Here is a 17331-nt window from a genome sequence, read left to right as displayed (position 1 = left end):
AGCCGGCCATGACGGGCTTCGACGCGATGCCGCGCTTGCGGCGTGGGGTGAAGACGGCGTTCGACGAGACGCGGAACAGCCACGTGGTGCTGTTCCCGGAAGGCGTGCTGGTGCTCAACGAGACCGCGGCGGCGGTGGTCTCGTTGTGCGACGGGCGCACGTCGGTCGAGGGGATCGCGCTGCGGTTGGCCGAGCGGTTCGACGGGGTGGAGGCGGACGACGTGGCCGAGCTCGTCACCCGGCTGGTGGCGCGGCGGGTGGTGGACGTCGATGGGTGAGGCAGCCGGGGCGGACGCGCCGTTCGGGCTCCTCGCCGAGCTGACCCACCGGTGCCCGTTGCGCTGCGGGTACTGCTCCAACCCCGTCGACCTGGTCGGGAGGGGCGACGAGCTGGACACCGCGACGTGGTGCTCGGTGTTCGACCAGGCCCGTGCGCTCGGCGTGCTGCAGGTGCACCTGTCCGGCGGGGAACCGTTGGCGCGCAAGGACTTGCCGGAGCTGGTCGGCCACGCGGCCGGGCTCGGCTGCTACGTGAACCTGGTGACCAGCGGGCTCGGGCTGACGGTCGAGCGGTTGGAGGGCGTCGACCACGTGCAGCTGTCCGTGCAGGACGCGGACGAGGCGAAGGCGAACCGGATCGCCGGGGTGAAGGCGTTCAATGCGAAGCTGAGGGCCGCCGAGGTGGTGCGGGAGGCCGGGCTGCCGCTGACCGTGAACGTGGTGCTGCACCGGCTCAACCTCGACCGCGTCGGTGAGATCGTCGCGCTGGCCGAGCGGATGGGCGCGGACCGGTTGGAGCTGGCCAACACCCAGTACTACGGGTGGGCGCTGCGCAACCGGGCCGCGTTGTTGCCGACGAAGGAGCAGTTGGCGCGGGCCGGCGAGGTGGTGGCCGACGCGCAGGCGAGGTTGGCGCGGGTGATGGAGATCGTGTACGTGATCGCCGACTACCACGAGGCCCACCCGAAGCCTTGCATGCACGGATGGGGTGCTCGGCAGCTGACCGTGGCGCCGAACGGCGACGTGCTGCCGTGCCCGGCGGCGGGCGTGATCGAGGGATTGGGCGTGGAGAACGTGCGGGACCGGCCGTTGGCCGACATCTGGCACTCGTCGCCCGCTTTCACCGCGTTCCGCGGCTATGAGTGGATGCGGGAGCCTTGTCGTTCTTGTGCGCGTCGTGAAGTGGACTTCGGCGGGTGTCGGTGCCAGGCGTTCCAGCTGACCGGCGACGCGGCGGCGACCGATCCGGTGTGCACGCTGTCACCGCACCGGGGTGTGGTGGACCTGATCCTGGCCGGGGCGGGGGCGGGGGCGGAGGCGGAGGGCGAGGTGGCGCATCGGCGCATGAAAAGCGTTGAAAAGCTTGAAAAGCGTCCTCGCCGGACGGGCAGATCAGCAGGATGACATCCCCCGGTTCCGTCTCCGTCTTGTTCCGTTGGGAACTGCTGTCCCAGCGTGGTCCCGGACTCCGTGTCATCCCACCGACCTCCCTCCGGGCTACCGCACGTGTCAAGGGCGGCGCGAGGCTCCAGTGAAGTGACAGGCAAAGCTGGACGCGCCGCCCTTGACACGTGCGGTAGGGCAAAGCCAGGTCGGCGGGATGACACGAAGCCCTCCTATTGGGGAGAAGGACGTGCCCGTTGCACAGCGCGCGGGGGTCGCCGACGAGCGCGGGGACGAACGGGCCCGGGGCGGGTGCGGCCGCTTTGCAGAGGTAGGGGTTCGTGTCATCCCGCCGACCTGGCGTAGCCCTACCGCACGGGTCAAGGGGGCCTCGTGCCAGCGTTGCCTGATACTCCAACTTCGGGGCCCCCTTGACGCGTGTGGTAGCCCGGAGGGAGGTCGGTGGGATGACACGTACCCCGGGACCACCAACCCAACCGGCGTTCCCGACGGAACAAGAGGAAGCCGGAACCGGGGGATGTCATCCTGTTGATCTGCCCGTCCGGCGAGGACATGCTTTTCAGGCTCTTGCAGTGAAGGGTGGTCCCGGGGTGAAGGTCATCGTGCTCGGCACAGCCGCCGGCGGTGGCGTACCGCAGTGGAACTGCGCGTGCGGACCGTGCACCGCGGTACGCGCCGGTCACCTACCCGCACGCACGCAGGACGCCTTGGCCGTAACCGGAAACGGCCGGGACTGGTGGTTGGTCAACACCTCACCGGACATCGGCGCACAGCTCACCGCCACACCAGCGCTCGCCCCCGGCCCCGGACCACGGGACACCCCCGTGAGCGGCGTGCTGTTCACCGACGCCGAACTCGACCACACACTGGGCCTCCCGGTACTGCGCGGCGCACCCGGCTTGCACGTCCACGCACCCGCGACCGTCCTGCACGCACTCGCACCCACACGGGCCGTACTCGACACCTACAGCGAGTGGTCGTGGCACGAGTCGGAGCCCGAGCAGACCACCCTCCTCGACGGCGGGCTGGAGGTGACCACGATCCCCGTCAGCGGCAAACGGCCTCGTTACGTCACCGACTCACCACAGCCCGACCCTTGGGTCGTGGCCTACCGGTTCCGCGACCCGGCAACGGGCGGGGTCCTGCTGTACGCGCCGTGCCTGGCGTCCTGGCCACCGGGGTTCGACGCCCTGCTCGACGAGACCGACGTGGTGCTGCTGGACGGCACGTTCTTCGCGCCGACCGAAATGGGCACCGCCACCGGCCGGCCGAGCGGGCAGGCCGGGATGGGGCACCTGCCGATCGCGCACAGCCTCCCCGAACTGCGCGCGCACGCCACGACCCGCCGCATCTACACGCACCTCAACAACACCAACCCGGTGCTCGACCCGACCTCACCGGAGCACGCCGAGATCACCGGAGCGGGCGTGGAGGTCGTCACGGACGGCACGGTGCTCGTACTGTAGGCCCGCATTGGGGGGTTAAACCCACCGATTTGCCTGTGGGCAGCCGGAAGGATCGACGCCATGACGGACCACGACCTGGTGCGCGGGGCACGCGTTCGGTTGACGCAGGCCGGGTGGGGGCTGGTGCGGGCGCCGCTGTGCGTCGCGGGCCTCATCCTGATCCCGTTGCAGCTCTACGCCTACCCGCTGATCCTGGTGACGATCGGCGTGCCGCTGCTGCTCCTGTTCACCGCGCTGGCCCGCCGCTACACCGGCTTCTTCCGCTGGTGGGCCTCGCGCGTGCTGGAGGAGGAGATCCCGTCGCCGTACCGGTTGCCCGCCAACCGGGGCCCGATGACGAGGATCCGGACCATCGCCACCGACCCGGCGACGTGGCGCGACCTGGCGTTCCTGCCGGTCAACGCGATCGTCGGGATCCTCTGCGGCATGCTGCCGGTCGGGTTGTGGGTCAACGGCGTGCTCGGGTTCGTGGTGCCGCTGATCTGGCTCGACCACGGGCACGTCGAGTACGTCGGCATCGACTACGACACGCCGGGCAACATGGTGCTCGCGCCGCTGATCAGCATCGCTTTCCTGGCGCTGGCCTGGTGGGCGACGCCCCGCGCCGCCCGCCTGCACGCCACGGTGGTCAAGTGGCTGCTCGCGCCCAGCGCCACCGCCGCGCTGACCGACCGGGTGCGGGTGCTGGCCGACTCACGGGCCGACACGGTCGACGCGCAGGCCGCCGAGCTGCGCCGGATCGAACGGGACCTGCACGACGGCGCGCAGGCCAGGCTGGTCGCGCTCGGCCTGAGCCTGGGCATGGCCGAGGAGCTGCTGGCCCGTGACCCGCGGGCGGCGCAGGAGCTGCTGGCCGAGGCCCGCCAGTCGTCCACCCAGGCGTTGGCCGAGCTGCGGGACCTGGTGCGCGGCATCCACCCGCCGGTGCTGGCCGACCGCGGGCTGGACGGCGCGCTGCGCGCGTTGGCACTGGCCCACCCACTGCCGGTGGAGGTCGACCTCGAGCTGGCGGGCCGGCCGGAGGCGCCGGTCGAGTCGGCGGTCTACTTCGCGGTGGCCGAGACGTTGACGAACGTGGCCAAGCACAGCGGCGCGACCAGCGCGTGGGTGCGGGTGCGGCACGAGGGCGGCAGGTTGTCGCTGATGATCGGCGACGACGGGCGCGGCGGTGCGGAGGCGACCGAGCAGGGCGGGTTGCGCGGGATCGAGCGCAGGCTGGCCGCGTTCGACGGCACACTCGGGATCGCGAGCCCGGTGGGCGGGCCGACCATCGTGACCATGGAGCTGCCGTGCGAGTTGTCCTCGGTGAAGACCTCGTCCTCCTCCGGGACGGCCTGATCCGGCTGCTGGAGGCCTACGACTTCGACGTGGTGGAGGCGGTCGACTCCGGTCCCGCCCTGCTCAAGGCCCTGGTCGACCACCGCCCGGACGTGGCGGTGGTCGACGTGCGCCTGCCGCCGACGTTCACCGACGAGGGCCTGCGGGCCGCGATCGAGGCGCGCAAGCAGGTGCCGGGCCTGCCGATCCTGGTGCTCTCCCAGTACGTGGAACAGCTGTACGCGCGCGAACTGCTGTCCGACCGCGGCGGCGCCGTCGGTTACCTGCTCAAAGACCGGGTGTCGGACGTCAAGCAGTTCGTGGACGCCATTCGCCGGGTCGCGGCGGGCGGTACCGCGATGGATCCCGAGGTCATCACCCAACTGCTCGCCCGCGGCGCCCGGGACCGACCGCTGGCCACGTTGACGCCGCGCGAGCGGGAAGTGCTGTCGCTGATGGCGGAGGGCCGTTCCAACGGCGCGATCGCCGCGCGGCTGTTCGTCACCGAGAAAGCCGTCGGCAAACACATCGCGAACATCTTCGGCAAGTTGGACCTGCCGTTGTCCGAGGACGACAACCGGCGGGTGCTCGCCGTGCTCGCCTATTTGGACCGGGTGTAAATCGTTTCTTAGCCTAAGTACCATCTTGGTTCACCACGACCCAGGGGGTGCGCATGGGCACGACGGCGGAGTTGGCCGACGAACTGCTCGACCTGATGTTCACGCAGGCGCCGTTGGGCGCGACCGTCTACGGCGTGCCCGGCTACGACCACCGGCTCGCCGACCACCGGCTGGAGACCGAGCAGGCGGCACGGGCACGGGCGGTGGACATCGCCGCTCGGGCACGCGCCCTGCCCGAGGACGACGACCCGGTGACGCGTGCGGTGGTCATCCAGCAGGCCGAGGCCATGGTGGACCAGATCGACGCGCTGGGCGTCGAGTACACGATCACCGACTCGTTCTTCGCGCCGGCGGCCGAGCTGCTGTCGGTCATGCCGACGACGGTGCTGCCCGACGCCGGGTCGGAGCGGGCGTACCTGGACCGGCTCGCCGCGATCCCCGACTTCCTGCGCCGGATCGCCGACCGCCACCTCGCGGGCGCCGCGGCGGGCCGCACGCCGGTCCAGCACCTGGTGGACGCCGCCGTCGCGCACGTGGACCGCTACCTGGCCGCCGACGCCGACCCGCTGGCCCGGCCGGCGGGCGGTGAGTCGTTCGAGGCCGAGCGGGAACGCCTGCTGGCCGACGTGGTGCGGCCCGCGTTCGCCGCCTACCGGGACGTGATCGCGGGCATCGAGGGCCGCCCGACCGACCAGGTGGGCCTGAGCCGGCTGCCCGGCGGTGAAGCGATGTACGCGGCGCTGGCCCGGACGCAGACCACGACCAACCGCACGCCCAAGGAGCTGCACCAGACCGGTCTGGACGTGATCGCGAGCCTGGCGCACGAGTACGCCGAGGTGGGCCGGCGGGTGTTCGGCACGTCCGACGTGGCCGAGGTCCTGGAGCGGATGCGCACCGACCCGGCCCTGCGCTGGACCTCCGAGGACGAGCTGATCACCGCCGCCCGCGAGGCCGTGACCAGGGCGGAGCAGGCCGCGCCGCGCTGGTTCGGCCGGGTGCCCGAGCAGCGCTGCCAGGTCGAGCCGGTGCCCGCCGCGGACGCGCCGGGCGCGCCGATCGCCTACTACTCGCCGCCGTCGCCGGACGGGCTGCGGGCCGGCACCTACTACGCGAACACCTACCGGGTGCGGGAGCGGTTCCGCTACCAGGCCGAGGCGATCGCGTTCCACGAGGCCGTGCCGGGGCACCACTTCCAGATCACGCTGGCGCAGCAGCTCACCGAGCTGCCGATGCTGCGCCGGGTCGCGCACGTGACCGCGTACCTGGAGGGCTGGGGCCTGTACACCGAGCGGCTGGCCGACGAGATGGGCCTGTACTCCGACGACGTGGCGCGGCTCGGGATGCTGGCGATGGACTCGATGCGCGCCGGGCGGCTCGTGGTGGACACCGGGCTGCACGCGCACGGGTGGAGCCGCGAGCGCGCCATCGAGTACCTGCTCGCGAACACGCCGCTGGCGCTGGTCGAGATCGAGAACGAGGTCGACCGGTACCTCGCCGCGCCCGGTCAGGCGCTGGCGTACATGGTGGGTCGGTTGGAGATCCAGCGGATCCGGGCGGCGGCCGAGGAGGCGTTGGGCGACCGGTTCGACATCCGCGAGTTCCACGACGTACTGCTGGGCGGCGGGCCGCTGCCGTTGGCGGTGCTGGACGAGGTCGTCGCGGAATGGGCGCGCACCCGCTGAACGCCACCAGTCATCCGATCGGACGCCACGAGTGGCCGGGGTCCGATCGGGTGACCCGGTGGTGAGCGACATGACTGGCACGGCACAGCGCTTTGCGTTCACCCGACAGATGGGTGAACTCAATCCGGCGCCGAACGTGCCCCCGACGGGATTCGAACCCGTACTGTGACTCTTTTAAGGAGCCTGCCTCTACCGGTTGGGCTACGGGGGCAGCGGGGAGCCTAAGCGGTTACCGAGCGTTCGTGGGGCCGGTTCACAAGAAGTCCCCCGCACGGCTCAATGAGATCCGCTATTGCGCTCATTCGGGTAATGGACCCAAGACGCTCAGACCGAGTACAACTTCGTGATAAGCGTCACAGCCGAGTGCTTGTTCGACCAGCTCATCCCGCAATGCTGCGGTGAAGCCGATACCAAAACCCATAGCCGTAGCAACCAGATAAGCCGTTTGGGACAGATGTCCTACGTCCATTTGCACAACACGGTAAGCACGTGACGTGTCGTAACGCCATCTAGTCCGTTCGAGTACTCCGGTGTACGCGAGGACCAACGGCGCCTGCCCGACCCAGTCCTGGTCACCCGCCGCGGCGGTCATCTCGGCGGGCCCCCACGTCACCCCGATGGGCTCCAGCGCGTGCGCGAGCCCGTCGTAGTGGTACCAACCGGGCTCCAGCGCCTCGACCGTCTGATTGCCACCTCCGGCGGCGGGCACCCGCACGTGCGCGTACAGCTCGACCGGGTGCCGTCCGCCGCCGGACGGGCTGGTCTTGAACACCGTGCCGGACCGCCCGATCCGCGACCGCGCCGGCGACGGACCGCCCAGCACGGCCAGCAGCTCGGCGACCTTCGTCAGCGGCAGGGGTCCCGGACCGAACTCGCGGGTCGTGCGGCGGGACAGCAGCACGTCCAGCAGGCCCGCCGAGGACCACTTCGAGGTGCCGTCCAGGCGGGGCAGCAGCACGGCGGTGCGCCCGAGGCTGCGGAACGGCGCCGGCGGCGGCTGCTCGGCCAGCTTGGCGTCCAGCACCGCGTCGTGCTCCTCCGAGCCCTGGTACGGCGCGTCGGCGAGCGTGCGGCTGGCGAAGTGGAAGTGCCGGGCCGACGGGCCCCAGTCGCGCCACGCGGCGAGCAGCCGCCGTTCCCGCTCGTGCTCGGGCGAGCCCTCCACGATCAGCACACCGGCTTCGACCAGCTCGTCCAGCACCTTGCGCAACGCCACCCGGTCACCCTCGGCCAGCGGGGCGAGCAGCTCGTCCACGTCGGTGAACTCGGTGAATTTGCGGCACAGCAGCTCGGCGGTCTCGCTGATGGCGAATTGCCGGTGGTGGAGGTAGTCGTCCCACACCACGGCGCCGTCGGAGTAGAACAGCGTCGCGTGCTCAGCGACCTTTGCCCGCACCCAGAAGCTCCTTGAAGCGCGTCGCCACCCACTCATGCACGGCGTCGGACACCCGCGAGTCCTGGGCCCGGTGCTCGAACCACCGCCAGTCGCAGTTGACGTTGACCTCCAGGAACACGTGGTCGCCGCCGGAGACCAGCAGGTCGAACGCGGCCACCTGCAGCCGCCAGTGCCTGGCCAGCGCGAGCAGCCGGTCGGTCAGCGAGGTCGGCACGTCGACGGGCGTGACGCAGACCGCCTCGGGGTCGACCCACAGCTGCGCCGGGTCCAGCTTGTCGACCTGGAAGGCCAGGCACCGCTCGCCGACCACGAACACCCGCAGCTCGGTGTCGGAGGGCACGTACTCCTGCACGATCACCGGCGCGGACTCGGGCACGTCACCGGACCGGCTGGTCTCCAGCGGTCGCGGGAACAGGCCGTGCTGCATGCCGGGACGCGGTTCGAGCAGGTGGCGGCCCGAGGTCTTGACGATGCACCGCCCACCGCCCGGCCTGGTGCGGCCGGGTCGGGTGGTGACCGTGGTGCGGGGCACCTTCAGGCCGAACGCGGAGGCGTCGGCGAGCTGGGTGAGCCGGTTGAGGTGCGAGGTGTTGCGGCTGGGGTTGACGTGCGCCCAGTCGCCCCGGCTGGACAGCCAGTCGGCGACCGCGCCCCACTGGTCCGCGGCGTACGCGCCGGCCAGCGTGCCGGGCTCGTGGGGCAGGGCGGTCAGCTCGAAGTGCCTGCGCCACACCAGCAGCGGGCGCAGCAGCCAGCGGTCGAGCTCCAGCAGCGGCTGGTCGGTGTAGACGGTCAGCGGCACGTCGGCGGAGCGGTCGGCGTCGATGCGGGCCATCCGGATGCCGCGTTCGGCGAGCGCGATGGAGAGCTCGTTCATCTCCATGTCGGCGGCGCGGGCGAGGACCAGCACGCACGGCACGGGGCTGCCGTCGCCCTCGTCCACCATGCCGAGGCGGTGCACCTGCTCCTGGAAGTCCAGGCACTTGGGTTGCGACCGGAAGAGGTAGTCCTGGCCTTGGAGCAACAGCGGGGGCGGTTTCGCCGGTCTGGCTGCCTCGGGTGGGGGAACGGTCTCGTTCCCCCACCCGGAGACGGTCATGACTCAGTCGTCTTTCTTGCTGCAAAAACGCTTTTCGGCGGTGGCGTACTCCGCGGAGTACTCCGCCAGCGCACGATCCTCGATCTCACCGCGGCGAAGCTGTGCGGCCAGCTCCTCGAGAGACATCGCGGTCACCTCTCTCCCCACTGATGCATCACACATTCAGGCGATACACCAGCTGTATTCTCGGGTTCACGTTACGCAATGTCAAGGCGACTGGCCATGCGTTAGCCCGGATGGGGGCTCAAGATCGAGGACTGAGCCAGACGGCCCCACGCCTGCCGCGACCGAACGGCGCAGCGTGCGCGGGGCCGTTCGCGATCAGCTCTTGGTGGCCCGGTCGAACTCGGCCTTCGGCTCGTGGATCTGGCCCAGGGCGACGACCTCGCGGCCCGAGAACAGCGCCTGCGTCCAGTCCACGAAGACCCGGAACTTGCGGTTGACCGTGGGCATGAACATCACGTGGTAGCTGCGGTGCATGAACCAGGCGACGACGCCCTTGAACCGCAGGCCGAACACGTCGGCCACGCCCTTGTACAGGCCCAGGCCCGCCACCGAGCCCAGGTACTTGTGCTCGTAGTCCTTCGGCTGCTTGCCGCGCAGCGTGGCCACGATGTTCTTCGCCAGCAGCTTCGACTGGCGGATGGCGTGCTGCGCGTTGGGCACGCAGGTCGCCGTCGGGTCCTCCTCGGTGCGCGACAGGTCCGGCACGGCCGAGCAGTCGCCCGCGGCCCAGACCCCCGGCAGGCCCACGACCTGCATCGCCGCCGTGCAGCGGACCCGGCCGCGCTCGTCGAGCGGCAGGTCGGTGTTGCGCAGCATCGGGTTGGCCTTCATGCCCGCGGTCCAGATGATGGTGTCCGAGTCGAACTCGGTGCCGTCGTCCAGGACGACGTGGCCGCCCTCCATGCTCTTGACGCGCGTGTCGAGGTAGCACTTGATGCCGCGCTTCTCGAGCTGCTCGACGGTGTAGACGCCGAGCCGGGCGCTCACCTCGGGCATGATCCGGCCGGTGGCCTCGACCAGCACCCAGTGCATGTCCGACTGCTTGAGGCCCTCGTAGTAGCGCAGCGCGTAGCGGGCCATGTCCTCCAGCTCCGCCAGCGTCTCGATGCCCGCGAAGCCGCCGCCGATGACCACGAAGCTCAGCAAGCGCTTGCGCAGCTCCGGGTCGTTGGTGCTGGCGGCCTGGTCGAGCCGCGACAGCACGTGGTTGCGCAGGTAGATGGCCTCGCCGATGGTCTTCATGCCGATGCCGACCTCGGGCAGGCCCGGGATGGGCAGCGTGCGAGAGATGGCGCCGAGCGCCGAGACGAGCACGTCGTACTCGTACTCCTCGACGTGGCCGTCGGCGAGCTCGACCGTGACGGCCTTGCGCGCGTGCTCGATGCGGGTGGCGCGACCGGTGACGACGTGGCAGCGCTTGAGGACCTTGCGCAGCGGCACGACGACGTGGCGCGGCTCGATGGAACCGGCCGCCGCCTCGGGGAGGAACGGCTGGTAGGTCATGTGCGGCTGGGGGTCGATCACCGTGACGGACGCCTCGCCGGAACGCAGCTTCTTCTGCAATCCCAGCGCGGTGTACATGCCGACGTACCCACCGCCGACAATCACGATCCGTGTGGGTTGCGACTTCACAGCAGCCATACACACATGGTCGCACCGGGCGGGGGTTTCCGGCGCATCGAGCGGGCCCGTTGTGACCACAGTCGCCGGGTGATTGCGGACACGCCGCCCCTGACCAGCGCGGCTCGGTGAACGTGCTGAGAGGAACGATCCAGACGCTCAGCTCGCGCTGAGCCCGGAGGGGGTGTTCCTCAGCCTTTGCGGCGCATCAGCAGGACCGCTCCGACCACCAGCCCGACGGCGCAGACGAGCCCGACCACCTCGACCGCCTCGTCCGTTCGGCCGCCCGGCACCAGGAGGACCACGATCGCGAAGGCGAGCACGGAGAGTTGAACAACGGCGAACCTCTTCGCGGGTGCCTTTAGTGCATCCAGGTGAACGCGTGACCCGATCGGGAGGATCGCCGCATAAGCGGACAAAACGTGCAACAGGTGCAGTAGGACGACCAGCACGAGCACACTCGGCCACGACGGCTCGTCACCGGTGAACACCATCGCCGCCGCCGGGTACCCGATGATCAACGCGACCGCGGCCGACGCCGGGATCGCCACCGCCGCCACCACCAGCACCCCGTACAGCGCGAGCGCGGGCCACTCGACCCCGTTGACCGCGAGCACCGCCGCCACCCCGGCCGCGACCACCCCGACCGCCGCCCGCAACACCCACGCCGGCAGCCCGGCTCCCAGCTCAACCCTCACCGCTCCCCCGTCCTGAGCGTTCAACTCGGGGTACGCGAACGTAGGACACGGTGGTCCTGAACGTAGGACACGCGCGGCGTGAAGGTACGACTCTCGCGCGTGTCCTACGTTCGGAGCGCGTGTGTCCTACGTTCAGGACCCCCGAGTTGAACGTTCGCGTCATCGGGACACCCGGCGGGCGGTGCGGGCGGCACGCAGCACGCCCGCCACCGGCGCACCCCACGGCAGCACGGCCACACCGTGCTGCCGCATCGCCTCCAGCCGCACGTCGTGCTCCAACCGGATCACCTTCAACGCGCTCTCGCCCCACGGCGTCTCCGGGTCGGCCCGCAACGGCGATGGCAGCACGTCCACCGCCAGCACGACGTTGCCCCGCCGCGCCGCGTGCACGGCCAGCTCCACCACCTCGGCGTCCAGGAACGGCGACAGCACCACCACCAGCGCACCGTGCGGCACCTGCTCGGGCCGCAGCACGGGCCGCTGCGCCCACCCCGCCGACCGCGCGCACACCACGAGCTGGTTGCGCAGCCGCAGCAGCTGCCGCCGACCGGCACCCGCCCGAGCACCCAACTGCGGCCGGCCGAGGTCCACCAGACCGACCCGGTCGCCCTGCCGCAGGTACCCCGCCGCCAACGACGCCGCCGCCCGCACGGCCACGTCGAGGCTGCCACCGGGCCGGACGGTCGTGGCACGCGCCGCCAACGACCACTCGCCGAGCGACCGGCCGGGCGTGCGGCCCGCCGCGGCGCGCCCCGGTGACGCCCAGTCACCCAGCTCCGCGCCGACGTCGTGCCGCGTGTCCAACGCCAGCACCACGTCCGCGTCCGCCTCCGCGTGGTGCTCGCGGACGTGCAGGTTCGTGCCCTCCGCGCCCGCGGCCGCCGCCCGCAACGACACCCGCCAGTCGATCCGCCGCAGCCTGTCACCCGGCTGGAACGCCCGGATGTCGCGCAGCTCGACCGAGTCACCCGGCCGCCGCGCCCGGTGCGCGCCGACCAGCCCGACGGCCCGCGCGGGCAGCAACCCGGCGGGCAGCGCCTCCACGGGCGGCAGGATCACCCGGCCGCGCTCCGGCGCCGTCACCGGACCGTGCACGAACAACGCGTCCGGCCCCGCCACCAGGTGGTCCGGCCGCAGGTCGACGCCCTCGCCCCACGCGTCACGCCGCAGCCTGACCTCGATCTCGCGCGCCGTGCCGGGCACCAGGTGCACCGGCCCGATGCCCTCGCCGACACCGGGCAGCCGGATCGCCAGCACCTCGGCGCCCAGGCCCGGGTCGACCTCCACCACCGACTTCGCCGCGCCGATCTCGCCGGTCCGCGGCAGCCCGCGCACCCGCACCTCCGGTGTCCCCAGCACCGGCGTGACCAGCGCCAACAGCGTCGAGAGCAGCAACGGCGCGCCGAACAGCACCAGCGCCACCTCGTGCAGCAGGCCGCCGAGCACCACCATCCCCACGCCCAGCACCAGCCCGCGCACCAGCGCGTCGGTGGGGTGCCAGTGCGCGCCGCGCCCGCTGGTGAACGCCTCGCGCAACCGCTGTGCTCGGTTCATGACGGGCGCCGGTTCACGGGCGTGCGCTCGCGGGGCCCGCCACCCGGCCCAGCAGCTCGGTCACGACCTCCACGCCGGTGACACCGGACGTCCACGTCTCCGGGCGCAGCGTGAGCCGGTGCGCGAGGGCAGGCACGGCGCACTCCTTGATGTCCTCGGGCAGCACGAAGTCCCGCCCGTCCAGCACCGCCAACGCCCGTCCGACCAGCACCAACGCCTGCGCGCCCCGGGGTGACGCGCCGACCTCGACCGCACCGTGCGCACGGGTCGCGGACGCCAGGTCCACGCAGTACCGCAGCACGTCGTCGTCCACCGCCACCTGCTCCACGCCGTGCTGCAGCGCGCGCAGCCTGGTCGCGTCCAGCACGGACTCGACCTCGGTCTCCTCGCGTTGCCGGGTGAGCCTGCGGCGCAACACCTCGACCTCCTCGGCGGGCGGCGGGTAGCCGATGTCCAGCCGCAGCAGGAACCGGTCCAGCTGCGCCTCCGGCAGCGGGTACGTGCCCTCGTACTCCACCGGGTTCGCGGTCGCCAGCACGTGGAACGGTCGGGGCAGCGCGAACGTGCGGCCCTCGACCGTGACCTGCCGTTCCTGCATGGCCTCCAGCAGCGCGGACTGCGTCTTCGGCGGGGTGCGGTTGATCTCGTCGGCCAACAGCAGGCCGGTGAACAGCGGGCCCTCGCGGAAGGTGAACTCGCGGTCGCCCGGGTTGTACAGGAACGAGCCGGTGACGTCGGCGGGCAGCAGGTCGGGCGTGCACTGCAGGCGCTTGAAGTCCAGCTTCAACGCCTGCGCGAGCGACCGCGCCATCAGCGTCTTGCCCAGGCCGGGCACGTCCTCCAGCAGCACGTGGCCGCCCGCGAGGATCGCTGCCAGCGCCAGCCGCAGCGACCGCTCCCGGCCCACGACGACGGTGCCGACGGCGGCCAGCACCGCCTTGGCCTCGGCCGCGATCGTCTCGACGCCCACATCGTCGGTGGTCACAGGTCCTCCAAGAGGTCGGCGAGCTTCGACGGCTCGGGGAGCGGCGCTTTCGGGTCGGTGAGCAGGCGGTGCAGGTCGTCGCCGAGCACCTCCCGGGCTTTCGGGTGGTGGATGTCGTGCAGCCCGTGTTGTTGCCGCAGCCGTGCCTCGGCGAGCCTGCGCAGCCGGGGCTGGACGCGGTTGACGAACCGGTCCTGGTCGACGGCGGCCTCGGCGAGGCGGCTCGCCAGCGTGCTCGCCTGCACGGACGTGGCGGTGGAGACGTGCGCGGGTGCCGGCGCCCACAGGATGTCGGTGGCGCGCGGCAGCCGTGCGACGAGCAGGGCCAACCCGCCGACGGGCAGGCTCAGCGCCACCGCCCACAGCCACGGCGCGCCGACGCGGGCCAGCACCAGCGCGGTGCCCGCGGCGACCGCGACGGCCAGCGCCACCGCCCGGCCGAGGTCGCCGACGATCGGGGTCACCGCAGGTCCCGCACGATGTGCTCCAACGCCTCGGTGGCGGTGCGGGCGTCCGCCGCGGTGACCTCGGCCGTGCCGAACCGGGCCCGCTGGTAGACGCGCTTGAGCGTGCCGGCGGCGTGCTCGTCCACCCGGTAGCGGCGCAGCAGGTCGCCGGTGAACTCGGTGGCCGTCTGGTGGCCCTGGCGCGGCACCCCGCTGTCCGCCGCGGCCCGTTCGAGGGTGAGCCAGGCGGCGATCACCGCGTCACCGGGCGGTCCGTCGCCGTGGCCGCGCAGCTGGTCGAGGGCTTCGGCGGCCCGGCGGAGGAGGATCGGCGGCGGGTTCGCGTGGTCTTCGGGCAGGTCGGGCGCGTCGACCGCGGTACCGACCCCCCGCCTGCGCCGCCGCCGGAACACGCCGAGCGACACCAGCAACGACACCACCCCGACCACCGCCACCGCGATCAGCACGATCAGGAAGACCAACAGCGACCCGGCCGCCTCCGAACCGCCCACCTCCACGTCCAGGGGTGGTTGCGACTCAGGGGTCGGCGGTGCGACCTCGTCATCACCGACCGGCCGCTCCTGGTACCGCACCGGCGACGTCCCCCGTGCCGCGAGCGCGATGAGGGCGAGCGCCGACCCGACCGCGAGGAGGAGCGCGAGCCGGGGCTTCATGCACTCAGGATGCCTGGCGGCCCGCCGCGGTGCGGTCGGATCGCCCAGAAACGCCACCGACCCGGCCCACCCGCGACTGCCGGCACTCAGGTTGGTTCGCGGAACACGCTCGACCTACCGCCAAGGGGTCACTCGACGGTGGCCAGTCCGGCCGCGGTGCCGGCGGCGCGAAGGACGGCTTGGAGCATCGGCTGGGTGAGCTTGCCGGTGAACGTGTTCTGCTGGCTCACGTGGTAGCAGCCGAACAGGTGCAGAGGTTCGCCGCCGTCCTGCGCGGGCAGTTCCACGTGCACGCCGTGGCCGAAGGCGGGTCGGGGACGGGGGATCTGCCAGCACGCGGCCAGGACCGGCAGGGCGGCCTGCCAGCCGAAGGCGCCCAGCACCAGCACCGCGCGCAGCGTCGGCCGCAGCAGTTCCAGTTCCCGGATCAGCCACGGCCGGCAGTTGTCGCGTTCCTCCGGGGTCGGCTTGTTCTCCGGCGGCGCGCACTTCACCGGCGCCGTGATGCGGGTGCCGATCAGCTCCAGGCCGTCACCGATGTGCGTGGCCGTCGGCTGGGTCGCCAGGCCGACCCCGTGCATCGCGGCGTACAGGAAGTCGCCCGAACGGTCGCCGGTGAACATGCGGCCGGTGCGGTTGGCGCCGTGCGCGGCGGGTGCCAGGCCGATGATCGCCAGCGACGCGTCCGCCGGCCCGAAACCGGGCACCGGGCGCCCCCAGTACTCCTGGTCGCGGAACGCCGCCCGCTTGACCCGCGCGACCTCCTCGCGCCACGCCACCAGCCGCGGGCAGGCCCGGCAACTGGTAACCCGTTCGTCGAGGGCGGAAAGCGGGAGCACTGGCGGCGACTCCGATCGTAGAGTTCGACCATGACCGACAAGAACGGCGACGAGCAGGCCGCCAAGGACAACGGCGACGAGCAGGACCTCCCGGTCGACGACCTCGTCACCACCCAGCACAGCATCACCGTCAAGCGGCGCAAGCTGAACTACACCACGACCACCGGTCGGGTGGTGCTGCGCCAGGAGGTGCTGACCGAGGGCAAGTTCGACGGGCACCTGCCGAAGGCCGAGGTCTTCGTCACCGCGTACACGTTGGACGGCGCGGACCCGGCGAAGCGGCCGGTGACGTTCGCGTTCAACGGCGGTCCCGGCTCGTCCAGCGTGTGGCTGCACCTGGGCCTGCTCGGACCGCGCCGGGTCGTCTCCGGTGACGTGGGCGCGCTCACGCCGCCGCCCTACGACCTGGTCGACAACGCCGAGACGCTGCTCACGCACAGCGACCTGGTGTTCATCGACCCCGTGTCGACCGGCTACTCGCGGGCGGTCAAGGGCGAGAAGCCCGGCCAGTACCACGGTTTCCAGGGCGACCTGGAGTCGGTCGGCGAGGTGATCCGGCTGTGGACCTCGCGCAACGGGCGGTGGATGTCGCCGAAGTTCCTGGCGGGCGAGTCGTACGGGACCACGCGCGCCGCCGGGCTGGCCGACTACCTGCAGTCGCGGTACGGCATGTACCTCAACGGGCTGATGCTGATCTCGTCCGTGCTGGACTTCGCCACGCTGGACTTCAGCGAGGGCAACGACCTGCCGCACACCCTGTTCCTGCCGACGTACGCGGCGATCGCGCACTACCACGGGCTGCACGGCGACCGGTCGCTGGAGGACGTGCTGGCCGACGCGGAGGACTTCGCGTCCCGCGACTACCCGTGGGCGCTGGCGCGCGGCAACCGGCTGTCCGCTGAGGAGCGCGCGGCGGCGGTGGCGCGGCTGGCCGGGTTGACCGGGCTCAGCGAGGACTACGTGGACCGGGTGAACCTGCGGATCGAGCACGTGCGGTTCTTCACCGAGCTGCTGCGCTCCGAGCGCAAGGTCGTCGGCCGGTTGGACTCGCGGTTCACCGGCGCGGACGCCGACTACGGCCGCGAGCACTTCAGCGAGGACCCGTCGTACTCGGCGATCCTCGGCCCGTACACGGCGGCGCTGAACCACTACGTGCGTGCGGAGCTGGAGTACGAGAACGACCTGCCGTACGAGATCCTGACGATGAACGTGCGGCCCTGGTCGTTCAAGGAGTTCGAGGGCATGCACGTGACGGTGGCGAACAAGCTGTCCGCGGCGATGCGCGCCAACCCGCACCTGAAGGTGCACATCGCCTACGGCTACCTGGACGGCGCGACGCCGTACTACGCGGCCGAGCACGTGGTGGCGCACCTGCAGATCCCGGACGAGCTGCACGCCAACATCGAAGCCGCGTACTACCCGGCGGGGCACATGATGTACGTGCACGAACCGAGCCGGTTGCAGCAGTCGAAAGACCTTGCGGCCTTTGTGGAATCGGCCTCCAACCGCTGAGCCGCGTGGGGCG

Annotated in this window: 17 protein-coding genes and 1 tRNA gene; 7 read left to right on the top strand and 11 right to left on the bottom strand. The window is 71.5% G+C overall.

The features are described from left to right. The first annotated feature begins 8 nt into the window (after positions 1-8). The 6 genes from pqqD (at position 9) to A6A25_RS29575 (ending at position 6489) form a co-directional block, all read left to right on the top strand. A complete protein-coding gene (pqqD, locus tag A6A25_RS29600; protein WP_073896164.1) occupies positions 9-278 on the top strand; it encodes a pyrroloquinoline quinone biosynthesis peptide chaperone PqqD in 270 nt (89 codons plus the stop codon). Then, a complete protein-coding gene (gene pqqE, locus A6A25_RS29595) occupies positions 271-1404 on the top strand; it encodes a pyrroloquinoline quinone biosynthesis protein PqqE (RefSeq protein ID WP_073895736.1) in 1134 nt (377 codons plus the stop codon). The genes pqqD and pqqE overlap by 8 nt, the downstream gene beginning before the upstream one ends. 446 nt (positions 1405-1850) lie before the next feature. Beyond that, positions 1851-2870, top strand: coding sequence for a pyrroloquinoline quinone biosynthesis protein PqqB (gene pqqB / locus A6A25_RS29590; RefSeq protein WP_338013236.1), 1020 nt, complete (start codon positions 1851-1853; stop codon positions 2868-2870). Positions 2871-2930: 60 nt separating this feature from the next. Then, the gene (locus A6A25_RS29585; RefSeq protein WP_073895734.1) at positions 2931-4208 is read left to right on the top strand and encodes a sensor histidine kinase; all 1278 of its coding nucleotides are present in this window, start codon (positions 2931-2933) and stop codon (positions 4206-4208) included. Then, a complete protein-coding gene (locus A6A25_RS29580; protein WP_073895732.1) occupies positions 4160-4807 on the top strand; it encodes a LuxR C-terminal-related transcriptional regulator in 648 nt (215 codons plus the stop codon). Before A6A25_RS29585 ends, A6A25_RS29580 begins: the two co-directional genes overlap by 49 nt. 53 nt (positions 4808-4860) lie before the next feature. Beyond that, positions 4861-6489: a DUF885 domain-containing protein gene (locus tag A6A25_RS29575; protein ID WP_073895730.1), complete on the top strand. Its 1629-nt coding sequence runs from the start codon at positions 4861-4863 to the stop codon at positions 6487-6489. A gap of 137 nt (positions 6490-6626) precedes the next feature. Here A6A25_RS29575 and A6A25_RS29570 read toward each other — a convergent pair. The 11 genes from A6A25_RS29570 to A6A25_RS29525 form a co-directional block, all read right to left on the bottom strand. Further along, positions 6627-6700 (bottom strand) — tRNA-Leu (locus A6A25_RS29570). An 87-nt stretch (positions 6701-6787) separates the two neighbouring features. Continuing rightward, positions 6788-7885 carry a SagB family peptide dehydrogenase gene (locus tag A6A25_RS29565; protein WP_083668779.1) on the bottom strand — a complete coding sequence of 366 codons (1098 nt, stop codon included), beginning with the start codon at positions 7883-7885 and terminating at the stop codon, positions 6788-6790. After that, positions 7866-8984, bottom strand: a complete 1119-nt coding sequence (locus A6A25_RS29560) for an ATP-grasp domain-containing protein (RefSeq protein ID WP_073895727.1) — start codon at positions 8982-8984, stop codon at positions 7866-7868. The genes A6A25_RS29565 and A6A25_RS29560 overlap by 20 nt, the downstream gene beginning before the upstream one ends. A gap of 3 nt (positions 8985-8987) precedes the next feature. Next, a complete protein-coding gene (locus A6A25_RS46485; RefSeq protein WP_267935188.1) occupies positions 8988-9110 on the bottom strand; it encodes a hypothetical protein in 123 nt (40 codons plus the stop codon). Positions 9111-9305: 195 nt separating this feature from the next. Then, entirely contained in the window at positions 9306-10631 is a 1326-nt protein-coding gene (locus A6A25_RS29555) for an NAD(P)/FAD-dependent oxidoreductase (RefSeq protein ID WP_073895725.1), read from the bottom strand. Positions 10632-10801: 170 nt separating this feature from the next. Next, positions 10802-11308 carry a hypothetical protein gene (locus A6A25_RS29550; RefSeq protein ID WP_073895723.1) on the bottom strand — a complete coding sequence of 169 codons (507 nt, stop codon included), beginning with the start codon at positions 11306-11308 and terminating at the stop codon, positions 10802-10804. A gap of 159 nt (positions 11309-11467) precedes the next feature. After that, a complete protein-coding gene (locus A6A25_RS46480; protein ID WP_073895721.1) occupies positions 11468-12862 on the bottom strand; it encodes a DUF58 domain-containing protein in 1395 nt (464 codons plus the stop codon). Positions 12863-12875: 13 nt separating this feature from the next. Further along, on the bottom strand, positions 12876-13847 hold the full coding sequence (locus A6A25_RS29540) for an AAA family ATPase (RefSeq protein ID WP_073895719.1): 972 nt from the start codon (positions 13845-13847) through the stop codon (positions 12876-12878). After that, complete coding sequence (locus A6A25_RS29535) at positions 13844-14311, bottom strand: hypothetical protein (RefSeq protein WP_073895717.1); 468 nt, start codon at positions 14309-14311, stop codon at positions 13844-13846. Before A6A25_RS29535 ends, A6A25_RS29540 begins: the two co-directional genes overlap by 4 nt. Then, positions 14308-14967 carry a DUF4129 domain-containing protein gene (locus A6A25_RS29530; protein ID WP_073895716.1) on the bottom strand — a complete coding sequence of 220 codons (660 nt, stop codon included), beginning with the start codon at positions 14965-14967 and terminating at the stop codon, positions 14308-14310. The genes A6A25_RS29535 and A6A25_RS29530 overlap by 4 nt, the downstream gene beginning before the upstream one ends. 128 nt (positions 14968-15095) lie before the next feature. After that, positions 15096-15806 carry a uracil-DNA glycosylase gene (locus A6A25_RS29525; RefSeq protein WP_073895714.1) on the bottom strand — a complete coding sequence of 237 codons (711 nt, stop codon included), beginning with the start codon at positions 15804-15806 and terminating at the stop codon, positions 15096-15098. A gap of 30 nt (positions 15807-15836) precedes the next feature. Here A6A25_RS29525 and A6A25_RS29520 point away from each other — a divergent pair, with 30 nt between their 5' ends. Further along, the gene (locus A6A25_RS29520; RefSeq protein ID WP_073895712.1) at positions 15837-17318 is read left to right on the top strand and encodes a S10 family peptidase; all 1482 of its coding nucleotides are present in this window, start codon (positions 15837-15839) and stop codon (positions 17316-17318) included. The last annotated feature ends 13 nt before the right edge of the window (positions 17319-17331 follow it).

This window comes from Saccharothrix sp. CB00851 (assembly GCF_001905065.1).
Taxonomy (GTDB): Bacteria; Actinomycetota; Actinomycetes; order Mycobacteriales; family Pseudonocardiaceae; genus Actinosynnema.
This window is presented reverse-complemented; position numbering and strand designations above follow the sequence as displayed.